This is a genomic window from Treponema medium (genome assembly GCF_017161265.1).
In the GTDB taxonomy this organism is placed as follows: domain Bacteria; phylum Spirochaetota; class Spirochaetia; order Treponematales; family Treponemataceae; genus Treponema; species Treponema medium.
Window position 1 is genome coordinate 268549 of sequence record NZ_CP031393.1, and the last position, 24462, is coordinate 293010.

A 24462-nucleotide genomic window follows, 5' to 3' on the forward strand; every position below is an offset into this window, starting at 1 on the left:
CTATCGATACCGCTAGGCGCTTAACGGACACGGTGAAGGACAATCGGGTTCGGGCGGCGTGATAAAGCGCAATAACATTTTCAGCTTTTTAATTGCAGCGGGGAGCGCAATCCGCAGCGGGCGAGGATGCGTATCATCGGGGTTCAGTGCCAAAAGACTTGACGAAGCGGCGCCCATGTACGGCGGAACAGTTCCGAATAACCGCATCATCTCTTCCTGCCCATACTGATGCCCCGTTTGGACATCTTGCACCATATCTGTCCCGTTGATAGGGGTACCGGTAATTCCGTTTGCTGCATTACCGGCAACTGCGGAAGGTGCCATATACCGGCATGGCTTCCAGCGGATACACCCGTCTTTACCATGATCACCTGAAAAGCCGAATAACCGGCATATCAGACATCGACCATCGTACACTGTGCAGTGATACGGGCTTTCAGGGTCAAACAGAACACAGCCGTCTCCTCCGATAGAAGCATCACTGTCCGCTTCCGCAATACGGTCAGCCCGCTCAGTTTGATTTTCCATCATCCAGGCTGCAAGATATAAGGCTTCCGCCTCGTATACTTCAGGTTCAAAATGAACGCAACAGCTGCCGCAGCCGTCAGGGCACTGCATGGGACTCTTTGCCTTCCATATTTTTTGATCTGCGTCTATATCATTATACAACGAATCAACTGCCATCAAAAGATTATAGATCACAGTACCCGCAAATTTTTCTGCTTCTTTTATCATACCGTAAATTCTTTTACCTTATTCGCTAATATCTCGATACTCTCTTTATTTTTTTGTACCAGATCATTTACTTCTACCACAGCATTATTTATTTGAATAGTACCGGCAGACATTTCGTCCATGCTGTTGGTAATAACCTGAGTCAATCCGTCCAGTTTATTCATCTCACGTGCAACTTCTCCGCTGCCCGAAAGCATTTCCGACGAACCGGCTTTTACCGTAGTAGTGGTAATATTGATATCTTTAATCGCACTCAATACTTCTTTATTCGCATTCATCTGATCTTGCATAGAACGTGTAATAAAGTCTTCCTGATCGGAAATTCGGGTAGCAAGTTCATATACCTTATCAAAGGTCTGTTCGGCGCCGTTACCGGCAGTTATCAGAGTACGAATGATTTCGATAGACTCTTTCAGAACACCGCCGATTTGCTTTCCTTGTTCATTTGATTCTTCCGCAAGTTTACGGATTTCATCGGCAACAACCGCAAAGCCTTTTCCGGTTTCTCCCGCATGTGCGGCTTCGATAGCAGCGTTCATTGCGAGCAAGTTTGTCTGACTTGCAATATTCTGAATGATCACACTCGCTTCCAAAAGAGCATCTGAGCGTTCCGCTATTTGCTGAGCTACCGAGTTTGCCATCTTAGCGCCATTTTTCCCATCACGGGTCATCGAATACATCTCTTTTATCAAATCATTATTCTTTTCAAGCGTTTGCGTAATAGTAACGATATTTGCAGCCATTTCTTCAACTGCAGAGGAAGACTGGGTAACGGCATTTGCTTGTACTGTAATGTCTGTATCAAGTTCTTGAATTTGTTCAATAATGTTTTCAACAACATTGCCCGTTTTTTGAACACTTGAAGCTTGAGTTTTCGCTTGCCGTTTAATACTTTCTACATTTGCACTAATTTCGTTTATCGCACTTGCCGTTTCAGCCATATTATTGTAAAGATCATCTCCCACATGCTGCATCGTCTTCGATTCATGGATAAGCGAATTAATCATACCGGCAACTTTATCCATTGTCGTATTAAAATCGATCATCAAACGACCTATTTCATCATTTTTCTTAATATAAAATCGCCCTGTCAGATCGCCGGATGCCATTTTTGTAAAGATGAGCTGCAACTTTCGAAAATACCCTTTTAGGCGTCTGGAGACCCAGAAAATAAGCCAGAAAAATATCATCAGCATCCCTGTTCCAACGGCAGCCATGCTAATAACAATTCGGTAAAAACTTTCCAATATCTCACTATTTTGCATCAACATCGCTATTTTCCAGCCCAATTCATCGATTGAAAAGACACGTACCCGCCATTGCACATTATCGATAGTAACAACTTCCGTTCCGATACCGACATTCTGGAAAATTTTTAGATATGCATTACCTGTATTATCCTGTTTTGTAAACACTAAATCCCGATGCATCGGATCAGCTAAAATAGTACCATCGTTTTGAAACAACATTACATATCCTGTCTTGCCGACCTTTATCGAATCAATAAACGAAGTAAGTTGCTCAAGTTTTACCTCAACACTCACACATCCAATAAATTCTTTTGCCGGTGATAATACTCGCCGAGAAAAACAGATAACAGACGCACCTATTGTTGACATATAAGCGGGTGTTACAATGGTATCACCGTCGGCAGCTTCTGCTTGTCGGTACCATGAACGCTTCCGAGGATCATAACCGGCGCTCATACTCCCGTCCCAAGAGGTTGCATAGCCACCCCATTTTGATCCGAAATATACTTCCGCAGTATCGGGATAACTTCCATGAATGCGCTTAAACAGCGTTACCATTTCCTGCTCCGTACTGCCTTTTTGCGTATTTTTTACGATAACGTCTTGTTTTGCAGCTATATAGCTATTAATTGTTTCATCGGCGGCCTGTACCGTAGGATGGTCTGCAAGCATTTTTACCGTATTTTTATTATTCTGTATGAACAAGTCGATCATTTGCTCTATAAGCGAAAACTGATGAGATGAAGTTTGATCATATTGCCGTATATTCAGTTGATATACTTGAAAACCGATTATGGCACAAGCGCATATTATTAAAATACACAACGTAACGACACCGGCGAGTAAAATTTTAGTACGCAGGGACATATTCTTTTTTCTCGTATCCATTTTTTCTCTCCTCAATAACAATTAAAAAATACTTAAATGAAGGAACCTATTTTCCAAATAATCCTCGCTGCCCTGCTTTAATCCATTTGCCGGGCATACGCGATAACGCAGGCTGGTTTATTTGTGCAGCCAACCATTCGGTATAAAGCGCATTGTCTTCTCCCTCAAGGCGAACAAGCATTGTTTGCAAAAGAGCATTTTCTTCCTGTGCAAGCGTTGCCACACTTGCCTCCGCCATCCTTACAAATGCCCCGGAAGCAGCGGCAACCGGTATATTCCCGCATAAAGGAGAGACATCTCGATGTACGAATATTAGTTTTCCTGATTTTTTATGAATAAAATACCGCATAAACGTATAGGCCAACTGTATATTTGCAGTAATCAATTCGGTAACGATCTTGTCGGCATGCAATACACCGGTATTGGAATATAATTCGGTATATGCAGGTGCATCAAAGATCAGCAGTGCAGTTTCAATATTCAACTGTAACGTTTTAAATTGGAGCGGTAAAGATTGAAGAGAAAATACGGATTGGCGGTTCCATAATAGTACAGGGCCTATCGTATTCTCCGGTTTTTTTTCTTTTGTCCGTTCGGCATCGGAAATAACGATTACACGCTGCCCCTGTACTCGTAAAAAATCAGCTAAGCTTAACGAAAAATTTAAACGATCGTCTGTTATCAGTATATCAGTACTCATAGCTACCAGTATATACCGAATAAATAAAAAATCAAATAGCGGAACCGCCTTTTATCCGCACACCCTATTCGATTAAGGTTGCCTCCACCATATAGCGGAAGGAATCACCCGCAGCGGAATATTCTTTTTTTTCGATGATAAAAATAATAGCGCGGGATGTGTCATCCATCAATATCTTTTTAACGGCATAATTTTTAACACCGCTTCTGACATAATCGGGACGACCGACTTCTTTTTTTACCTTGGTTCCATTCGGTTTTGTTTTTTCCACCGTTAAATAGAATGAACTTTCGGTTTTTGATTTTTGTTTTGTGTTCAGTACAACCGTATACTCGTCACTGGTTTGGAAGTCACGGAAGAATAGTGTTTGATTCCCTTCAGTTGCTTCTGTTTGCGCATAAAGAACCCGTCCCTGCCGTGTTTCGGAAATTCCCCATTTACTCAGTGAAACCTGCGCTCTATTCTGCAGTGCAAGGAAAGTCGCTTTACTCTCTTTGCCTTCCGTTTGCTTTGAGGGAGATGTCCTGAAAATACCGTTAGGGAGAAAGGTATTGGCACCTACATCGACAGCATAAATTTCAGCATACGCACGGTAGGTTTTATCCTGTAAACCGTGCTGACCGAATGCAAACTTTGTTCCATCAGCTGAAAAACCTAAATTAACAAAGTTTGCAATATCTCCTGCATAAACGGCAGCAGAAAAGACCGCCATGATAATTATCATATAAAGTTTCCGCATAACAACTCCTGCGCATGAAGAATCCGTAAATTACGTTTCTATACTACTATACCTTTATCGGAATATAAAATGCAAACTTTAAAAAGGGAAATCAAAAACAGAAGTTTAGTTGAGCGTTAGGCATAGTATATACTGCAATCGTCCGGTGATGAGGCTTAGATAATCAACATTAAAGAAGCAAAAATAGATAATTTACAATTAAGAATTCTTAATTCTTTAATTGTGAATGATGCGTTACCTATTCTGCTGCCGCCAGAGTGTAAGCTGTTCTTGTATCAGTTCTTTACTTTCTTCCAAAACTTTTAACTGAGCTTCTTTTGTTGTAGGGGCAGGATATATTTTAAGCACTTTCACGCGGTATGCACCTCCGCGCAGGTTAGTCGCAAGCCGTGTTACCGAAGAAATATTCCATCCGCCGTCAACTGCAGCAACAACTACCGGCATAGAAGCCTTAGATAAGAACCGCCGGAATCCTGCCGAATGAAAAGTCCCGACTTTACCATCCTTTGACCGTGTACCTTCGGGAAATAAAATCGGTATCCAATTGTTGCGCACTACCCGCTGCGCGAATGAATCCATTGCCTGCATCGCTTGACTGGGACTGCCGGTACGCCGCACAAGGCAATGCCCATCGCTTTTGAGCATAACAGAAACCAATGGTACATGGTCTGCAAGTTCTTTTTTCGCAACAAACCGAACCCGCTTTCCGCCAAGATAGTTCATATACACAACAATATCCAAGATGCTTTGATGGTTGGAAATCAGTAAATACTGTTCCGGCAGCTGCGGTACAAGAGCATAATCGCCTTTAAAGCGAAAATTTAAATAAGTAGAAAAAATTGAAAAAATACGGTGAGCGACAACGGTTGAAATATGCGCATTGATTTTTTTACACCACGGCCGGTGTACAGCATAAGCAATACGGTTTAATAACGCCCATCCTGCTATAGCGTTGATACAGCATAATAGGCAAAAAATTCCAAGCATAGAATCCCCGTCAATACAAAAAATTTTCGACAGTATATACTATTTCTTCTAAAGATGCAAAGCATTGTTTTGTCGGAGGAATACTGTCGATAAAAATTCTCCCGTACTGCTTAACAAGCGCTCGCTTGTCGAGCAGCGTTACAATGCCGCGGTCGGTTTGCGAGCGCATCAGGCGGCCGAAGCCCTGCCGGAATTGTACGACTGCTTCGGGGACGCTCAGCTGCATAAACGAGCTGCCGCCTCTTTTTTCGATGGCATCGGCACGGGCGCGGAAAAGCGGCGCACTCGGCACGGCAAAGGGTAGTTTTACCAAAATGACATGGCTGAGCGCCTCTCCCGGTACGTCGATGCCTGCCCAAAACGAGGCGGTCGCGAATAAACTGCTGTCAATATGTTCCTTAAAGGTTTGCAACAGCCGGCTGCGGTCGTCCTCTCCCTGCTGCAACAGCTCCATATCAGGCAGCTGCATGCGGGCGTACGCACAGGTTTGTTTTAACGACTCGTAAGAAGTAAACAGGACGAGCGTTTTTCCTCCGGTCATTTCAATCAATTTGGTAACGGCGGTATTCACGAATTGCTGAAACTGCTCATCGTCGGGAGCAGGCGCATCGGTCGGGATATTCAAGAGTACATTTTTGTCGTACGGAAAAGGTGATTCAAAGGTACCGGTGCGTACCGGCTTGTCGGAAAAAGGATGCAGGCCGACCCTGCCCAGCCAATACGAGAAGCTCGTGCCGATTTTCAGCGTTGCGGAAAGCGCAATGACGGTATCAAAGGGCGTGAATACCGCTTGCCTCAGCAAACCCGACATATCCACCGGCGTTTGATTAAAGTACGGAACTTCTCCTACGGGACTTTGGTATTTTTCTATCCAAAACACGTAATCAGGCAGTTCCTTCCATCGAAAAAAATTTTCGAGCGTTTCGGAAATGTCTTGCAGCCGGTGCAGCGCGAGCGAACCTTCCCGCACCGCTTCTTCATACGGAGAACCTTCGTCCGGTTCGGCATTGGTAATCAGCACTGCGAGTTTGACATTGAGGATATTCAGCTCCGCATAAAAATCCTTGCACGCGGCAAGCAGCGCCGCCGTCTTTGATGCCGGTACTTGTGTAAAACCGAGACTGCTCACATTCCCGCAAAACGAGAGCGCCCGTGCTTCCAGTGCGGAGTAAGCCGTTTGTGTTTTTGCAAGAGCCGCGATAATAGCCGGCATCAGTTCAGCTTTAGTAGAAACCGCAGTGATTTTTTCGAGGCAGCCGGCGGCTCTTCCCTTTTTGGTACGGGAAAGCGTTGTAATACAGCGGGTTAAATCATAGCGGGAAAAGGTACGCGAAAAAAATCCGCTTGCCGCCTCTTCAATCGTATGCGCCTCGTCAAAGATGATTGCATTAAAGGACGGCAGAACGGCAGTTGAGGCATACCCTGCCCCTTCTTTCCTGCTGGCAAGATCGGCAAAGAGCAGATGGTGATTAACAATTAAAAGCGCCGCCTTTTCCGCCTTTTTGCGCAGCTTCATCACAAAGCAGTCGGTATAAAAAGGACAACGCTGCCCAAGACAGTTATCCGATTCGGAGCAAATCTTTGACCATAGCCCTGCGGCGGGCATAAACGGGAGTTCGGATCGTGCGCCGTCTTTGCTTGTTTGCGCCCATTTTTGGATAGCAGCCAGCTCTTCCGCTTCCTGACTAAAGAGATCCGGCTCCTGTATCGTTTGCATAAGCCGCCGCAAGCAGAGATAATTCTGCCGCCCCTTAATGAGCACCGCCTGCGGCTGTTCCGATTGTTCGCCGCATCCACCGAGTATTTTTAAGGCGTCGGGAACATCCTTATCGATGAGCTGATGCTGTAAATTGATGGTACCGGTGGAGATAACGATACGAACTTTGTTGGCAAGCGCCCATTCAAAGGCGGGCAACAAGTACGCTAAACTCTTCCCGACGCCGGTTCCCGCTTCAAAGACGCCGATTGCGCTATCGTTAAAACAATGCGTTATTGCGCGGGTAAGGTCGAGCTGAGGAGGACGTTCTTCATAGTGATCAAAAAAAGACGCAAAGCTGCCGGTTTCTTCAAGATATCCGGCTATTTTATCGGCATTAAGGCGGTGATATACTCGTTCCTCCGCTTCATCTTCGTAGTGCATAAAGGCTTAGTCGCGCAGCCATTCTACCGTTGCGGTATCGTATTTAACGCTGATAATGGCCGTTTCATTGTATTGAATCTGCGCATCGACCTTTGTACCTGAAAGAATTTTTTTATCGGGGGATACCAAAAAGCGCCACTGCGGAGGATTGGTTTTTTGCACTGCCTGACGGGCAATCTCATCGGGTAAATTGAGGAATTGGCGGGGCTGCAAACTGCCTTTTTGCGTTACCAGCAAGTATCCGTTATCTATTTTTAAATCGAGCGAGACGGACACGCCGCTTGAAAATACCGCCATTCCGCGGCCGCCGCGCAAGATCATCACGCGGTCAAGCCCCGGTTCCCCTTTCCATGAACCGGCGAGCGAATCAACGGTTTCGATGTATCCGAACTCCGTATTCTGCGCAGTTTGCGGCAGGGAACGTGCAAGCTGTTCCAGCGGAACCGAAAAGTCAAAGAGATTGAACACTAACAGCCGGGAATCAAGGAGGATTTTGCTAATATTATCGTATACTTTTGAGATAATACGGGTAAACTGATCTTTTCGCCCCTTTAAAATAAGCTCAAGTTTGATTCCCTCCGGAACCTCTTCCAAGGCGCCGAAAAAAATATAATCAATAGCCGGATCATTCGGGAAATCAGCCGGTACGGACTGGTTCCGCAAATCAAAGATAGTATATGCTTTAAGTTCTTTAATAAAAGAAAAGACAAGATTATCGACCGTTTGAGCAGTTTGTTCAGATATTGCAGGAGCTTGTAATTGGTAGACGGCAACGCCCGGCAACGCTGAAAGCGCCGGCGGCAGGCTGATAAGCAGAAAGAGAAGCGTTATATATACTTTCTTTGTTCCTCTGTATTTCATTGCTCGTTATCACCTGTTTTTTAGCTGCAATTCTCGTTGCATATCCCGTTTAATATCCCGCTCTTTTATGTCAGCCCGTTTATCAAACTGCTTTTTTCCTTTACAGATGCCGAGCATAACCTTAATCCGTCCCCGTTTTAAGTAAAATTCCAGCGGAATAAGCGTATAGCCTTTTTCTTCCGTTTTTCGGGTCAATCGTTTAATTTCATCTCTATGCAACAGCAGTTTCTTAGGACGGTCGGGATCATGGTTAAATATTGAAGAATAAACGTATTCCGAAATATGAAAATTCTTCAGCCATACCTCATTCCGTATAATTTCGGCAAACGAGTCGGGGAACGAAATGCGCCCGTCCCGCACCGATTTTATTTCGGTACCTTGCAGCGCAATCCCACATTCTATTGTTTCTTCGATAGAATAGTCAAAATGCGCTTTTTTATTTTTTGCGATAATTTTTATCGGCTCTCCGTCCATTAAACTCATTATATTCATCTGAAAATACTTGTCAACGTAGAAACAAAATGGTACTGTATTTACAAAAGGTATTCCGATATCATTATTCAAATATGCGGCATCACCGGTAAAATAGGTTTTTTATGTTTTTTCAACGGTACAAATTTACTTCATATACTGAACGGCGGGAAAAGCGGTTTAAAATTATCCGTATCGCTTTTATTGTTTTCTTACTTTTTATACTGTATCAGCTTATCAGCTCGTATATTATCGCCGCGTATCGAATTCAAGCGGATACGATGCAGCCGACTTTTTCTTCCGGTGATATGATTATCACTACCCCTTTTTATTCCACTCAAAAAGATATTGAACGGGGTACGCTCGTAATGGTCGAACCGATTGCAAGGCCGCATCAAAATTTCTTTGAAAAAACGGTGCAAAAAATCGTTGCTTTTTTTACCTTCCAGCTGGTCAATCCCTTTGCAGCTAATCAGCCGTCGCAAGCAAAGCCTTTTGTCCGACGTGTTGTCGGCATCCCCGGCGATACAATATATATGGAAGGTTTTGTGCTGCATATTAAAACAAAGGACGGCGGACATTTCTTAACCGAGTTTGAAGTAACGGAAAACGACTATAATGTCAAAACTGAAAACCTGCCGGAAAACTGGGATACCACACTGCCGTTCTCAGGCGCTTATCCCGAAATTACGCTCAAGGAGGGGGAATACTTTGTGCTGTGCGACAACCGGATTGCCTCAAGCGATTCCCGCCTCTGGGGGCCGTTACAGACGGCAACACAGATTAAAGGACGCATCCTGATGCGGTATTGGCCGTTCTCCCGTATCGCGCTTTTCTAAGCTGAAACCGTGAAACCGTCCGGTCTTTACATTCATATTCCTTTTTGTACACAAAAATGCCGCTATTGCGATTTTTACTCGTGTGTAGGGTTTAATACCTGCCGTTCCTCAGATGCGATCGGCGCTGTAACAAAAACACAAAAGGCGGAATTCCGGCCATACCATCCTAATCCTCAATTTATCGAACGGATCCTGCAGGATGTCCGTTTTTTTAAAGAGCGCTCTGCTATTGAATCATGGAAAACCGTCTATATCGGCGGCGGCACGCCTTCGCTGCTGCACCCCGATGATATTCGTACACTTGCTGCAGGAATCTGTGAAAGACAGAAACAACCGGTTCAAGAATTTACAATAGAAGCAAATCCTGAGGATATTCATCCCGAATGGCTCGCAGCCTGCAGCGAAGGCGGCATCAACCGGCTTTCCATCGGCGTACAGACTTTTGATAACAACGTACTTGCTGTAAACGGACGTCGCGGTTCAAAAGAAAAAACGATAGCAGCTTTGGAGACGATAAAACGCCGATGGCAGGGTGAACTTTCCTGTGATTTAATTGCGGGATTAACAGGACAGACCGCGGCAAGCCTTGCCGACGATGTACAGCGACTGATAGACTACCGTATCGAGCACCTCTCCCTCTACGGGCTGTGCAGCGAAGAGCCGCTCCCTGATACCCGTGAAGATTTTATTTCCGAGCTTTTACGAGAGAACACCGCTCTTTTAGCCGAAAACGGGTATATCCGGTATGAGGTGTCGAATTTTTCGTATCAGGATAAGCACCGTTCCCTTCATAACCAAATCTATTGGAATATGGAACCATACACCGGAATCGGCCCTGCTGCCTGCGGCACTCTGATATATGAAGATAGTGGCGGCAGATTTATCGCAGCGGAGCGTTTTGAAGGGGTCAAAGATATTAACAGATGGATGACCGCAGCCGACCGTACTTCGGTATATTCATACGAACATATCGATCGAAATACTTTTTTGGAAGAGGTTCTGCTGATGGGATTCCGGCTTTCGGAAGGGATTAACCGAGAGATATTTGCACGGCGATTCGGTGCGGATATTACCGCCTTTATCGGAGAAACCCTCCGCCGCTGGGAAAAACACGGGCAATGCCGCATCGAATCTCATCGCGTATATCTTACAGAAGAAGGTATGCTCTTTCTTAACCGCTTTTTAGTCGATGCGCTTTCGGAACTGGATACAAAAGCACAATGCCCTGCCGGAAAGTGGGATACCCTCTCTCTTCTCTGTCCACAACCTGCCGGAAAGCCTCTTGACCTCGACGGTTAATCATTGTTATTCTATGTGCTATGACAGAAGCGGATAAAATAGCGCTGATAGATTTGGATGAAGAAGATTACGATACTGTGTTAGCTTCGGATATTGTCTTTGACGGGATCATTAAGTTTGAGAAGCCCTTTATGATAAAGGGTACCGTACAAGGAACCATTCAATCTTCAAGCGATTTAATGATTAGCGAATATGCAAAAGTAAAGGCAAAGATAAACGCAGACCGCGTTATTATTAAAGGCGAGGTCATCGGTAATGTTACCGCTACAACCTCAGTACATGTATTTGCCTCAGGGAAATTAACCGGTGATGTAACGGCGCCCGAAGTAATACTGGATAGCGGTTGCTTTTTCAGCGGCATTTGTACGATGAATCGGCACTAGAGGTCTTGAGAACGTGGTTGCTTTCCGCAAAAGATTTCCGGCAGGAATCGTATTAAGTTTTTTAACTATCTTTTTTCCCTATTATATTCATGCACAAATTCATACACAAAAAGATGCTGATGCACTGGTATTATATCGTGAAGGTCGCTATAAAGAATCCGCATCGGTGTGTTTAAGCGAAATAGAACGGATGCCGCGCAATATTGACAGCTATGTGGTGCTGACATGGGCGCTGCTTGCCGATGAACGCTATCAGGAAGCGGCTGACTGGATCGTCAAGGGACGAGCCGTTTCGCAATATGATCCGCGGCTTATTGAAAGCCATGCACAAGCGCTCTATCACCTTGGAAGAAACGAAGAGAGCCTGCATCTCTTTGAAGATTATATCGCCTATGCGCCTAACGGTACGAAGGTAAGCGGGGTGTATTATCATATTGGAGAATTGTATTTACGTATGGCAAAATACCGCCATGCCGATATCGCGTTTTCTACGGCTATCCGGTTGGAACCGCTCAATAGTGTGTGGTGGACAAGGCTTGCCTACTCACGGGAGCAAGCAAAAGAATACAGGGCGGCACTGGAGGCGTATTCATCAGCCTTGCAGCTGAATAAAAATTCAACCGATGCTCAAAAAGGTTATGAGCGCGTACTGCACCGTTTTTAATCCGCTGCAATGTTCTCTCTTTTTCATGCCTCCTGATTGAGGGTTCCCTTCATTACTATGAATGTTCAATTATGTTCAATACGAATTGAAACGCTTGGGTGCAGGCTTAATCAAACGGAAGCGGAATCCTTTGCTGCGCTGTGTACCGATGCGGGATTTTCAATCTACACCGGTCATACCGATTATGCAGGGTACGCAAGTTCAGGGCATACCAGTGCAAATGATAAGCCCCTGCACAACAATCCTGAAACACCGAACGGTACTCATACGCTACTCACCGACGTCGCATCGGCTGAAACAACCAACACTTCAAACGCAGCCGAAGCCGCGGCTCCTATCCGGTTATCTTCCGTGCTGCCGCCCGAACAGACGGTACTCTGCTTTGTGAATACATGCACCGTAACCGGCAAAGCGGAACAAAAGGCGCGCCGGCTAATCAGATTACTGGTGAAGACACACCCCCATGCCGTTATTCTGGTAACAGGCTGCTATGCTCAACTGGAAGCGGCGGAAATAGAAGCGCTGCACCCCCACATACTCGCGTTCCCCGGGCAGCAAAAAGATTTATTAACCGAAATACCGGCATACCTTGCAGAACTTGTTCGCGACAGCGCTTATTTTGATACAGCCTTTTTTTTGAGCGCAGTGCGTGCTTATCTTACCGGTTTGAGGGACAAGGTTCCGCAACATACACAGAACAAACCGATACAAAACTCATCAGTACAAAATATATTCATACACGGCACACAGGAGAACCGGCTATTCGCACTCAGTTCCCCGCATTTTTTATTCCACTCACGCGCACTGCTGAAAATTCAGGATGGCTGTAATGCTGCCTGCGCTTATTGCAGGATACGGCTTGCGCGGGGTAAATCCGTGTCGCTGCCCGCCGCCGAAGTCCTCGAACGGCTGCGCTGCATAGAGAAAACCGGTGCTCGTGAAGTAACGCTGACGGGTGTGAACCTGTCGCAGTACCGGAGCGAAGCCGGAGACTTTGCCGATATGCTCAAACTCATACTGGAAAACACTGCGATGCGTATCCGCATTTCGAGCCTCTATCCCGACAGGATAGATGAGGCGCTTGTTCCGTTGCTGGCGCATCCGCAGATTTGCCCCCACTTCCACCTTTCCGTACAATCGGGCAGCGATACCATCCTTAAAGCAATGCACCGAGGTTACAGAAAAGCGACCATATACCAAGCGGTTTCCGAACTCCGCCGTGTAAAGGACAATCCGTTTATCGGTGCGGATATCATCGCCGGTTTCCCCGGTGAAACGGAAGCTGATTTTGAGGAAACCTACCGGATGTGCCGCGAACTTGAGTTCGCAGGAATACATGCGTTTCCCTTTTCCGCCCGCCCGGGAACAGAGGCGTGGAAAATGCAGCCAAAAGTACCTGAACGGATTGCAGGTCAACGGGTAAAAAAGCTGAACGAACTGGCGGAAACGCAATCCGCATCATATTTACAGGCATGGGATGGAAAACTGATATGCGGGGTTGTCGAAGCGCCGCGCAATGGACAGCAAACCGTTATCACGGAAAATTATCTTTCGCTGCCTTTAATACGGGATTCTTTACAGGAGCGTAATTTGCACGGCGGCGAATATGTCCATATACGAGTTCAGGGAAAGAATGCGGTATTGACGGAAATTATCTCCGGCTCGCACAGATAAAGATGTTGGAATAGATAATAACAAAGGAATGTAAGGAAGATAAGTGTTTAACAAGGCAGCATACGCACAGACCGGAGACAAAACTTCGGAGACTACTTCCCCGCACCGAAGGCATATTTGATTGTTTCGGCGAGGTTTTCTACGCGGGTAATGCCTTGCATTGCAGGTTCGGGTTCGTCGCCGTCGCCGGCGGCTGCCGGGACATAGAGTTGGGTAAAGCCGAGGCTCTGCGCGGTTTTAATCAACGGCTTTAAGCGGCGCACCGGTCTGATTTCACCGGCAAGACTGAGTTCTCCGATAAATGCTTCGTTTTTATGCGCAGGAATATCCGTTCGCGCAGAGTAGAGCGCAAGCGCCAAAGCCAAATCGATAGCCGGTTCCCGCAGCCGGATGCCGCCGGCGACATTGATATAAATATCTTGATCGGAGAACCGCAAGCCTATCCGTTTTTCCAGTACGGCGGCGACACGGCTGACCCGTGCGGAATCTATCTTATCGGAGAACACCCGCGTCATAGTGCCCTTAGCGGGTACCGTAAGCGCTTGAATTTCTACCATAAATACGCGGCTGCCTTCAAACACCGGTACGGTTGCAGACCCGGCAGGCAGCTCGCCTTGCCGCTGAATGATAAACAGCGCGGCGGGATCCTGTACGGCGGCTAAGCCTTTTTCATCCATCCTGAAAATTCCCAGCTCATCCACCGAACCAAAGCGGTTTTTAAGGGCGCGGAGGAACCGCACATCATCTTCGTTCCGCTCAAAAGAGATAACGGTATCGACCATGTGCTCCAGAACCTTCGGCCCTGCGATGACGCCTTCCTTTGTTACATGAGCGGTAAGAAAGAGCGCAGCGTCCCGCTCCTTTACCCACTGCACCAATTCGTTGGCGCAGTATTTGAGTTGATTGATCGTGCCCGGGATGGTGCCTGCCTGCGGGGAAAAGAGCGTTTGTACCGAATCGATAATGACGATAAGCGGGTTGAGATTATTCAATACTTTTTCGATATTTTCCACCGAATTGGTACAGAGCAGTTCGATATTTTTGAGCGGAACACCGAGCCGGTCTGCACGGCCGCGTATCTGACCGGCGGACTCTTCACCGGATACATAGAGCGTCCGCTGCCCTACGGCTCCGGCTGCTGTGGCAGCTGCCGCTTGTAAGAGCAATGTTGACTTTCCGATACCGGGTTCGCCGCCGATTAATACCGCCGAGCGCTTTACCGCACCATCGCCGAGCACCCGATCGAATTCCGAAATGCCGGTTGTAATGCGGACGGTATCGTGCACCTCCACCTGTTCAAGCGGGATGGGATGCGCTTCGTCCGTTTGCCGCACGGCAGCGGCGCTCGAAGCAAAGCCGGGGGTAAAGTCCGCTTCTTGGAATTGCTCCTCAAAGGTATTCCATTCGCCGCAGCCCGGACAGCGTCCGAGCCATTTCGGCTGACTGTACCCGCATGAGCTGCACCGGAATATCTGCCCGCCGGCCTTCTTTTTTGCCATCCCCTTCGTTACCTATTCATCGTTCCGTTCGGAAAGGGTAAGCGTCAGTTTTACGGTCTTATTTCCGCGGAGCACCGTTACGGCGATGCTCTCATTCGGTTTTTTATCTTCCAAAACAGCGTAGTATTCGCTCAAGTTGCTGACAGCCTGACCGGCAATTTCGGTGATGATGTCGCCGCCGAGATAGATAACCGCAGCGCGCTTCCCGATACCGTAACGGACGGCATTCGCACCACCGCGAAGCCCCGCCTTTTCGGCATTACTGTTCTTTTTAACGCGGGAAACCAATAGCCCGCGCTGTACCGACAGCCCCGCATAGTTTGCAATCGAAGCGTTCAGCTGTACCAGCTCCGCATCGATGGACGCACGGCGGACTTTTCCGTACTTGATAATCTCGGATACTACCCGTTTTGCCGTGTTGATGGGCACCGCAAAGCCGACGCCTGCGGAACTACCCGACGTAGAATAGATCATCGTATTGATACCGATCATCCTGCCGTCGGAATCGAGGAGCGGTCCGCCCGAGTTGCCGGGATTGATGGCCGTGTCGGTTTGAATCATATTTTTGATGATAACGTTTTTATCGGTTTGGATCGGGCGGCCGAGGGCGGACACAATACCGACCGTCAGCGTTCGTGTTAAGCCGAAGGGGTTCCCGATTGCGAGTACCCGCTGTCCCACCTTGAGTCCATCCGAATCGCCGAATTTTATCGTCGTTAACTGAGTGTTTGCAGGCGGGTCGAATTTGAGCACCGCAAGATCGTTTTCACGGTCTACCCCGATAATCTTTGCGCTGTATTGGCTGCCGTCCGAGAGAGATACGAATATCTTTGTCGCGTCCTCGATAACGTGAGTGTTGGTAAGGATGTAGCCGCGGCTATCAATAATCGAACCGGAGCCGGAACCACCTTCCTGCGGAATCGGTTCAAGGAACCAGTTTACCCCGACCGTTTCCGTGGTGATATTGACAACCGCATCATTGGTATTTTCGTACACCGAAATATTTTGCTTTTCTTCTGCGGTGTAACGGCTCGCCGGTTCCGCGGCAGCGGTCAGATACGGACTTGCCTGTTCCATCGATTCGGAAACAGACACACTTCCGCTGCCGGTATTCTCGGCGACACTGCTCTGTACGCCACTCTGTTCTGCTTGCTCAGTATTACTTCCTATCAAGGCTTCAAGCTCAGTTGCGGCATCCCTATGCGATGTTTTCGTTCCGCGTCCTAAATAAACGCCAGCCCCATAAGCGGCAAGTGCAATAAAACAGCCGACAACGGCTGCGGAAAGAATAAGCTGTCTTCTAGTATAAAGCTTCATACGCGCCTCTCTTAAAAATTATGCCAGTATATTCCTATATATCTTATTAGTATAAATATACAAAAAAAAAGTCTCCCCGCCAATAGAAAAACATCGAGATAAACGCATCGGATTTCTTTTCAACAGCCTCTTTATTCTGAGATATTTATTCATCTATATTATGAAGCATCCATAAAACACTGTGTTTTGCCCTTTCAAAAAAAAACATTCTCCGATATAATCGATCTATCGAATAGATAGTGCGTAGGACATAAAAAGTATGGAAAACCCGCTTGTTACAAAGAAGTTGCGCAAAACAAAAGCACGAAATTTGATCATCAGTATTTTATCTCAAGATAAAGATAAGGCATTCTCTGTCGAAGAACTGCATGAAGCCTGCGGGGAGGAGCTGCAAATTGACTTATCGACGGTGTATCGAACAATGCATACACTTGCCGAATCCAATTTTGTAACAAAGAGCATACATCCTGACGGAAAAGCCTATTTTCAGATTGCATCTCAGCAAGGAACAGAACATCACCACCGAATTGTATGCAGTAAGTGCAGGGCTTCGGCCGATATTGCCGTTTGTCCGCTTCACGATTTGGAAGACCAAATCTTATCCGAAACGGGTTTTACCATGACATCACACAGCATAGAACTTACCGGTCTTTGCCCTGCCTGCAAAGCTGAAGAGGAAGAAAAGCAGCATACTATAGGGCATCCCTAATTTTTAGAGGTTCCCTATACCTTAAATTTTGAAACTTCTTCAGCCAAATTTTCAATACTCCGTTTATTCTTCTGTGTAATTGCATTCACTTCCTGCACGGCATTATTAATTTGTGCAGCTCCCGATGCCATTTCGTTTATACTTTCCGTGATAACACAAGTCAGATTGTCGAGTTTTTGCATTTCCTGCGAAGCTTTTTCTCCGCCTTTCAACATTTCTTCCGAACCGGTTTGCACTTCAACCGTTACCGTATTAATGCTCTTAATAGCTGCCAGTACTTCCTTACTACCATTCTCCTGTTCCTGCATCGATTCGGTAACCTGTGTACTCATGGCTTTTACCTGCTCTGCAAGATTAAAGATCGCATTAAACTTTTCTTCAACAGTTTTCGACGAAGCAGAAAGCATTTCAATTTCACTTGATAACATTTTCAATGTAGCGGTAATGCTTTTGCCTTGTGCTGCAGAATCTTCGGCAAGCTTACGGATTTCGTCTGCTACAACGGCAAATCCTTTTCCAGCTTCTCCTGCGTGAGCAGCTTCTATTGCAGCATTCATTGCAAGTAAATTCGTCTGCGATGCAATGTGCTGAATAACACTTGATGCTTCCAAAAGAGAACCCGATTCTTCTGCGATTTTCTGTGTTACAGTATTAGAGGTAACAATTGTTGCCTTGCCGTCACCGGTTGCAGCGGTAAGCTCTTTGATAACAGAGTCTGTTTTCTCAAGCGTTTTTCCGATTGATGCGATATTTGCAACCATTTCTTCTATCGATGAAGAAGATTGCACGACACTTGTCGCCTGCATCTCGATACCGGCATTCAGTTGTGTAATTGTACGAACAATCTCTTCAATAACGGCAGCTGTTTCAGTAACGCTTGCTGCTTGAGTTATCGCCTGCTGCTTTACCTCATCGATGTTTGCACTAATCTCATGTACTGCACTCGCCGTTCCGGTCATATTAGATGCAAGTTCATTACCTACTTCTTTCATTATGCTCGTGTTTGTTCCGACTTGGTGAATAGACGCCGCAATTTTTGAAAGCATTTTATTGAAATATTCAGATAATAGCGCTATTTCATCTTTCCCATGAATTGGCAATCGGAATGTCAAATTCCCATCTCCTTGAGCAATATCTTTAAGCGCAGAAGTAGTATTACTCAATGGTTTGCTTACGGTTTTTCGTATTGAAAAATACAGCAACGAAATAGATATTCCTATTACAATGATTGTTACAAGCAGTGGGATTTCTGCAATGGTAAACATACCGGGTAAAAAATCATCCACAGGCGCAATAAATACAATATTATACGGAAGATTTGCAATCTGTCGTCCGCTGTATATCATCTTGCCTCTTTTTCCATCTTTCCATGTTTTTATATCAGGATATTGCGGAATCTCATTCATCGTTTCCGGTAAATATTCTTTTAATGATACACCAAAACTTTCATTATTTGACGAAATAACGATATTATCATTTTCATCCGTTACAAATAGGATCGAATGTGCAGACGGTAGTGTTTGTTTCATTGTCTCAACCGATTCGTCAAGATCAAGCCCTACGCCAACAATCCCTAATAATTCTGATTCTTGATTATAAACGTGTGCATTGATCCACAACCCCATCACACCGGTCTCTTTGCTTTTGTTGATATTGAATGTTACTTTTTCTTTCAACTTTATCGTTTTAAAAAACCATGCATCCGCCGGTTCACTTTCCTTCAAGAGGGAATAATGAACCTTTTTATTTGCGTCCACTATATAATAATCTTTTGTCTGTGTGCTTGATACCCAAGAAGAGATAATACGTTTTTCAGAAGCAAACTCTTCAAGACGACGTATAATAGCATTCTTACTTTCGCCTTCAGGCGTACCATCGTCCAACCAATCAATAAGTATTTGATTATTTGCCCACGCTTCTGAACGAGAATATCCGAACAATAAATCGGACTGTAAATCGATGCTTGCCATCGATAAAACTCCCGGAACGCCTTTGTAAAATTGTCGTTCAACTAATTGGCGAACAGAAAAAACCGAAAACCCTAATATAACACATGCCGCAATAGAAACCGTCAGTGCCATTGAAAGTGTCAGTTTAGAACGTAACGTCATATACATCTCCTTTAAAAATTAAGCAGACTGATTGAATGTGTCAGGGGGATATCTTTTAAAAGCCGTATTGGTCTTAAAAGATATCCCCCCTCGCAACAAAGTCTATAATGCTATTAGAATGCTATATAGAACATCTCTAAAAATCTCAGGTTTTAGAGGTTTCCCATAAATTTCTCCTTACTGTAACGGATAAGTACAGGTATCCGCTATAAATAAATCTTCTTCTATAATACCCCCCCCCCCCCCTCAAAAGTCAAGCAAAAAAATGCTTTTTCTTGGACAGAAAAGAGAGATGGTATCCCCCTTGCCTAAGCGGAACCGGTTAGACAAAAGCGACGGAGATATCATACTGAACCAAAGCTCGAAAAAAGTTTTTCGTTAGCGACAGATCTATAACCGTACCGTAAGCCGTATGGAAAGTCCGGTTAGAAGCGGGTCGATAATCAGTGCAGAAAGTCTCCCCTTTCCCGTATCCAACTGTTTTGCAAGCTGGGGCGATAGAATCGGCACGGGGATTATTCTCCCGGCGGAAAGCTCAACGTTCGGTGTAACGGCAAAGCCAATAGAAAAGTACAACAACAGCAGAGATGTCCCCGTAAGGGTCGGCAGCGGAGTGCTGCTTTTTTCTTCTTTTCCCTTAAACAGAAATGATTTTTTCTCTTTTGAATGAAGTACATCGCTACCGGTATCATTGACAACGGAATAACATTGCACTGCGCCGTAGAATCGGAACCTATCCGCCGTATAGCGGTAACTGCCGCCGAATCCCAGTACGGAGCCGCTGATGCTTATATCGCGATTGTAAAAGCGATAAGGGAACAGAAAATACCCTTGATTTGCCGCAGTCAGCCGAATAGAAAAAGTCCCCGAAAAATAGATATATGATGCGAAAAGAGAGAGCGCCGAATGCGCAGCAATCGGGACATAGATGGTATTTTGAAATGCAAATACTCGTGCGGCGCCTGATGCAACCGATTCTCCTGTTTTATTGGTTAGTACGCCTTTCAGCTTGAGCGCCGCTATGCTGCCTTCGTACCATTGGGTTAATCTAAATCGATGGATCGAGGCTATCGCCTCTAGAGATGGTTGGGCAATTAAGAAGCTGAGATCATGTAGTCCGATTGCCGCCTGTCCCCAATACCAAGCCCCGTCATAGCGGATACGGTAAGCGGGTACCCCGCAGGAAATGCCTGCGCTATAGAACCGATGTACAAGATGATCCTCCCGCAATTCGGTATTGGGGAGTCGGATGCGCAGTCGGTTCAGCTCCCATTCCGTCAACCCTGCTCGAAATCCAACAGCACACAGAGAATCTTCTGTTCCGGCTTCCACCGCTGCACTGCCGTGCCGAAGCAGCGATTCTGCACTGGCGTTGGAAAAACCCGAAAGCAGCGTAGCGCTCCCTCCGGTTACGGCAGCGCAGCCATACCGAAAAGAGAGCGATGCAGCCAACCGATTCCACGAAAAGGCTGCGCTGCCCTGCTGCGTTTTGATAACAATTCCTGCACCATTACCATACCCAAGTGCAGGAGCGCCGCCTCCCTCCGCTTGAGGTTCCGCATAAGCGGTACACACAAGCGGAATAATAAGCAGCGCTATGCAAAAAACTTTTTTCATTGTCCCGTTTTGGCGGTGTTATTTGTAGAAGTTTATAATTTTCTTTCCGGCATCATCGTTAAGCGGAATCCCGAAATCTACAAAAACCTCGCTATTGTTATTAAATTTTACCGTTACAAAATCATCCATAAATCTTTTGAGCGTAAGATTCATATACGGGACGCTGCCGTTTGCATCATAAATCTTCGGTTTTGAACCATCCATTTCAAAGAGATTGGACAGTTTGAAGTATTCATAGGTAAAGACCTTGCCCATATCGATTTCAAACTTAGTCAGGTAGACTGGTGTTGGGTGAGGCTCTCCCGGCAGTGGTTCAGGGTATACGGGCGGTTTAGCAAGCGGATTGTTTTCTCCAATTAAGATATTCGCCTTGCGTCCTTCTGCTACTGCATCCCGGATTTCTTTTACCATTGCCTGTATAAAGGCTATATTCTTTACAAGTTCTTCTTTTGCTTTAGCCGGAAGGGTTTCCGAATCGGTCAAGCTCTTGTATGCAGCCAACAGCAAGTCAGCGCCTTTTACGATATCATCCTTTGCATTAACAATTTTTTGTGGATTTCGGCCTTTCAGAAAACCGTTGTTAAAGGGATCCTGCTTTTGGTTATAGCTGCCAAGGTTCTTTAAGATTTCATCTTCTTTTTCCCAGTTCCACTTGAGGATGTTAAGGTCGGTGTTGAATGAGTAGGACTGCACAAGCTCAAAAGCTCCTTTGGCAACGGTCATACTGCCGATAAGCCCTAAAAGCTGCTCTTTTTGCAGTTCAACATCAGTATCTTTCGGGAATATACGATCCTCGCCGCTCATACCCAATCGTTTGATGAGCTGCTTGTCGATGGTAACCGACTTAGTTGCATCAAGGCTGTTTAAAACAGTAGACGCATTGGCAAATTCTTTACCGAACAGAATACCATACAGTTCATCGATGAGTTGATCAACCTTTGCGCTGTCACTGTGTTCAATAATATACGCAGGAATTTGCAAGAGCGGATTAAGTTCTTTATACCAGTCTGCTGCGGGCTTCATTTCCGGGGCATAGAGAGAGCCTTGTGCATCATAGTAATACGATATATACTTCTCGATTTCTCGATCATACCGTTTTGCTACTGCAGCTCCTTGCATAGACTCGATGTACGGAGAATTCCACACCATGTAGTTACCGTTTTCGTCAAAGTTGTCTACAATAAAATATTCTCCCGTATGCGGTAATTGATCCGGTCCATTATAGTCATACCAGCGTTTTCTATCTGCTATGGGCATACTGTCGATCTTTTTCCATGCTTCATCGTATCCAAGCTCTACCCACTTGCCATTGAGTCCTGCGAATGTTCCTCGTTCATAGATGTTTCTATTTTGTGGAAGCCGAATGCTTACTTTAGCGGTGTCAGGGCTTGAGGCAATATGTCCGCTTACACGGTAGTAATATCCATCGGTCTTTTCGAGAAAGAGATACGTATATGCATTAGTCCAACTTCGTGTCTTGTAGGTTTGTTCTTTAAACCAGTCCAGATTTACCAAGGCATTGAGCGTTGCGGGATAGGTTGCAAAGCCCATTTTGTTCCGCATAAAATCGACGGTCTCCGGTTTTATGCTGATGGTTGCCAGCTGTACCACTGCGTAATACGCCTTGGTGGTGTTGTTTTGTTCGGCGTTATAGGCTTCTCTAAACTTTGCAAGGGCGGCGTCATAATCAGGCTTCTCTTTGCTCAACTCGTCGATGCCTGCTTGGATATAGAGCTTCCAGTCCGTACTGGAGGATGGATTTACTTCCTGTGTTGCATCAGGTTTTTCCGTTTCGGTACCGTCGGCATTTTTTACTAACGGGGTTACTTTCGGCTTTGTGCCTTCTTTTACACCGCCGGTCAGTACGATACCATTTTTTATATCGTCCACGGTAACTGTTTTTGTCTGCTCCTTCCCCTGCGCATCAGTCCACTCAATTTTATACCGGTCATAAGATTTACCATCCTCTGTCGTGGGGAATTGGTCGGATTTCAGCTGCTGCAGCGCTTCCGGCTTTGGCTCATCCGGGCTGGCTGGATTGGACGGGGTGGCTGGTTTGGACGGATTATTTAATCCACCGCACGCTGTTATAATGACACTTGCAGCAAAAAATGCAGCAAGTACAGCAACTGAAAACAGCCTGTGTTTTTTCATAAAATTTCTCCTTCTGTAACGGATAAGTACAGGTATCCGCTATAAATAAATCTTCTTCTATAATACCCCCCCCCCCCCTCAAAAGTCAAGCAAAAAAATGCTTTTTCTTGTTCAAAGAAGAGAGATGGTATCCCCCTTGCCTAAACGGAACCGGTTAGACAAAATAGATAAAATAGCATGATTTTAACGACTTGCAATTTGCTACAGAAGTCCTACAGAGTGTATAAAAACGATACTCAAAACTGTCACGAAGAATTTATCCGCTTTATGTTCGCTTTTGAAATTAAGAATTACGGATAGGGAAAATGTGTATAAACTGCCCCAAAGAATGCCTTGATGACGGCGAACAACTCTCGCCGCCGGTCGGAATCTACCGTATGCAGCTCTTTTAAAATATGCAGCGAATGAGCCAGTCCGTTGGCAGTTAATTCACTGAGCGTTTCCGCACCGGTGCCGAACAGAACGGCAAACAACGTTTCGATAAATTCTTTCCGCTCGGTATCGTTAAGATGAGAAAGCCATTCCCGCATGGTTTTTTCCGCAAAATAGCTTTCCTTTGTCCGCCCTTGCTGATAGGTTACAAACTCATCTCGTTTAATTTGCCAAGAAAACGCATCATGCTGCCAGAAGGTGTTGGTTTCGGAGCTTTCAATAACGGTATAATGCGGCAGATAGGATAAAAGCACACCGACAACGGACGACTGCGGAATAAAAGAAGCAGTTTTAGGGATAATCGCTTGAAATCCGCTCCGTTGTTCGATATCAAAGGCAAAGCCGGGACCGTCAAAACAGAACACCCGCTCAATCCGCTCCTGTACCGAAGCAGCGGCAGTCCCAGCCGCATAGAGCGCAAGGTTTCCACCTTTGGAATGCCCCGCAATGGAGAGCTTTTCGATGCCGGACGTAATAGCAGCTTCCACAGCCGCCGAAAGATAATCCGCCGCTGCAGTATGAGAGGGGATAGGGGTGGAAAGGCTCAAAAGGCAGTCTTCTTTCCATCCGATTATGCTATCGTCCGTACCCCGATAGACAACACAGGCACACCCCGTTGGAAGCACGGCGGTAATCGCTGCGAACTGCTTATCCGTATTGCGGTCAATCTCATTTACAAAGCCTTTTAACAGAATGGAACCGAAGCGCTCAGTTTCCGCAGCAGTTTTGAGCAAATCGGCGGTGAGCGGATTGATAAATACACCGAACTCTTCGGGAGTTCCGCGCGTAGAATCTGCGGCATAGATACGGGCAGCTTCCCGCAGCGTAATACTATCGGTAAATTGAGCAGGAACAATATCGGAAAAGTTAAGGTAAGAAAGTTGACACAGTACCAGCGCGTCTACCGCATTGAACGGGCGCACCTCAAAGGGAAGATCGCCGCGCCAGAGCACATAATCGGAAAGGTTTGCCATCGAAGGTTATGTTCCTGCA

General features: G+C 45.9%; 20 protein-coding genes. 6 read left to right on the plus strand and 14 right to left on the minus strand.

Translation table 11 applies throughout. From position 1 onward, the window contains the following. Positions 1-12 precede the first annotated feature (12 nt). The 8 genes from DWB79_RS01155 to smpB all read right to left on the minus strand — a co-directional run bounded on the left by DWB79_RS01155 (position 13) and on the right by smpB (position 8774). The gene (locus tag DWB79_RS01155; RefSeq protein WP_016522229.1) at positions 13-735 is read right to left on the minus strand and encodes a YkgJ family cysteine cluster protein; all 723 of its coding nucleotides are present in this window, start codon (positions 733-735) and stop codon (positions 13-15) included. Then, complete coding sequence (locus tag DWB79_RS01160) at positions 732-2873, minus strand: methyl-accepting chemotaxis protein (protein WP_016522230.1); 2142 nt, start codon at positions 2871-2873, stop codon at positions 732-734. Before DWB79_RS01160 ends, DWB79_RS01155 begins: the two co-directional genes overlap by 4 nt. A gap of 46 nt (positions 2874-2919) precedes the next feature. Continuing rightward, on the minus strand, positions 2920-3573 hold the full coding sequence (locus DWB79_RS01165) for a hypothetical protein (RefSeq protein WP_016522231.1): 654 nt from the start codon (positions 3571-3573) through the stop codon (positions 2920-2922). A 64-nt stretch (positions 3574-3637) separates the two neighbouring features. Next, positions 3638-4312, minus strand: coding sequence for a DUF2259 domain-containing protein (locus tag DWB79_RS01170; protein ID WP_016522232.1), 675 nt, complete (start codon positions 4310-4312; stop codon positions 3638-3640). 234 nt (positions 4313-4546) lie between these two features. Then, positions 4547-5299: a lysophospholipid acyltransferase family protein gene (locus DWB79_RS01175; RefSeq protein ID WP_016522233.1), complete on the minus strand. Its 753-nt coding sequence runs from the start codon at positions 5297-5299 to the stop codon at positions 4547-4549. 10 nt (positions 5300-5309) lie between these two features. After that, positions 5310-7439, minus strand: a complete 2130-nt coding sequence (locus tag DWB79_RS01180; protein ID WP_016522234.1) for an ATP-dependent DNA helicase — start codon at positions 7437-7439, stop codon at positions 5310-5312. Positions 7440-7445: 6 nt separating this feature from the next. Next, complete coding sequence (locus DWB79_RS01185) at positions 7446-8300, minus strand: TP0183 family DNA metabolism protein (RefSeq protein WP_016522235.1); 855 nt, start codon at positions 8298-8300, stop codon at positions 7446-7448. 9 nt (positions 8301-8309) lie between these two features. After that, positions 8310-8774, minus strand: a complete 465-nt coding sequence (gene smpB / locus DWB79_RS01190) for an SsrA-binding protein SmpB (RefSeq protein ID WP_016522236.1) — start codon at positions 8772-8774, stop codon at positions 8310-8312. 122 nt (positions 8775-8896) lie between these two features. Here smpB and lepB point away from each other — a divergent pair, with 122 nt between their 5' ends. From lepB to mtaB, 5 genes are read left to right on the plus strand one after another with little or no spacing between them, the layout of a single operon-like run. Next, positions 8897-9610, plus strand: a complete 714-nt coding sequence (gene lepB, locus DWB79_RS01195) for a signal peptidase I (RefSeq protein WP_016522237.1) — start codon at positions 8897-8899, stop codon at positions 9608-9610. A 9-nt stretch (positions 9611-9619) separates the two neighbouring features. Then, a complete protein-coding gene (locus DWB79_RS01200) occupies positions 9620-10909 on the plus strand; it encodes a coproporphyrinogen-III oxidase family protein (RefSeq protein WP_016522238.1) in 1290 nt (429 codons plus the stop codon). 20 nt (positions 10910-10929) lie between these two features. Next, complete coding sequence (locus tag DWB79_RS01205) at positions 10930-11292, plus strand: bactofilin family protein (RefSeq protein ID WP_016522239.1); 363 nt, start codon at positions 10930-10932, stop codon at positions 11290-11292. A gap of 13 nt (positions 11293-11305) precedes the next feature. Continuing rightward, the gene (locus DWB79_RS01210) at positions 11306-11956 is read left to right on the plus strand and encodes a tetratricopeptide repeat protein (protein ID WP_016522240.1); all 651 of its coding nucleotides are present in this window, start codon (positions 11306-11308) and stop codon (positions 11954-11956) included. 57 nt (positions 11957-12013) lie between these two features. Further along, positions 12014-13630 (plus strand): tRNA (N(6)-L-threonylcarbamoyladenosine(37)-C(2))-methylthiotransferase MtaB, encoded by a 1617-nt coding sequence (mtaB, locus tag DWB79_RS01215; protein ID WP_016522241.1) that lies wholly within the window; start codon positions 12014-12016, stop codon positions 13628-13630. Positions 13631-13722: 92 nt separating this feature from the next. On the opposite strand, the gene radA is transcribed toward mtaB, so the two are convergent. Together radA and DWB79_RS01225 are read right to left on the minus strand one after the other, a co-directional pair. Beyond that, positions 13723-15129: a DNA repair protein RadA gene (gene radA / locus DWB79_RS01220; RefSeq protein ID WP_016522242.1), complete on the minus strand. Its 1407-nt coding sequence runs from the start codon at positions 15127-15129 to the stop codon at positions 13723-13725. A gap of 12 nt (positions 15130-15141) precedes the next feature. Then, positions 15142-16446, minus strand: a complete 1305-nt coding sequence (locus tag DWB79_RS01225) for a S1C family serine protease (RefSeq protein WP_016522243.1) — start codon at positions 16444-16446, stop codon at positions 15142-15144. A 259-nt stretch (positions 16447-16705) separates the two neighbouring features. On the opposite strand from DWB79_RS01225, the gene DWB79_RS01230 reads away from it, so the two are divergent. Then, complete coding sequence (locus DWB79_RS01230) at positions 16706-17155, plus strand: Fur family transcriptional regulator (RefSeq protein WP_016522244.1); 450 nt, start codon at positions 16706-16708, stop codon at positions 17153-17155. Positions 17156-17169: 14 nt separating this feature from the next. On the opposite strand, the gene DWB79_RS01235 is transcribed toward DWB79_RS01230, so the two are convergent. The 4 genes from DWB79_RS01235 to DWB79_RS01250 form a co-directional block, all read right to left on the minus strand. Then, on the minus strand, positions 17170-19266 hold the full coding sequence (locus DWB79_RS01235) for a methyl-accepting chemotaxis protein (protein WP_016522245.1): 2097 nt from the start codon (positions 19264-19266) through the stop codon (positions 17170-17172). Between the two features lie 390 nt (positions 19267-19656). After that, positions 19657-20883 (minus strand): hypothetical protein, encoded by a 1227-nt coding sequence (locus DWB79_RS01240; protein ID WP_016522246.1) that lies wholly within the window; start codon positions 20881-20883, stop codon positions 19657-19659. A gap of 18 nt (positions 20884-20901) precedes the next feature. Then, positions 20902-23037: a hypothetical protein gene (locus DWB79_RS01245; RefSeq protein ID WP_016522247.1), complete on the minus strand. Its 2136-nt coding sequence runs from the start codon at positions 23035-23037 to the stop codon at positions 20902-20904. A gap of 290 nt (positions 23038-23327) precedes the next feature. Then, positions 23328-24443, minus strand: coding sequence for an Mbeg1-like protein (locus DWB79_RS01250; protein WP_016522248.1), 1116 nt, complete (start codon positions 24441-24443; stop codon positions 23328-23330). Positions 24444-24462 lie beyond the last annotated feature (19 nt).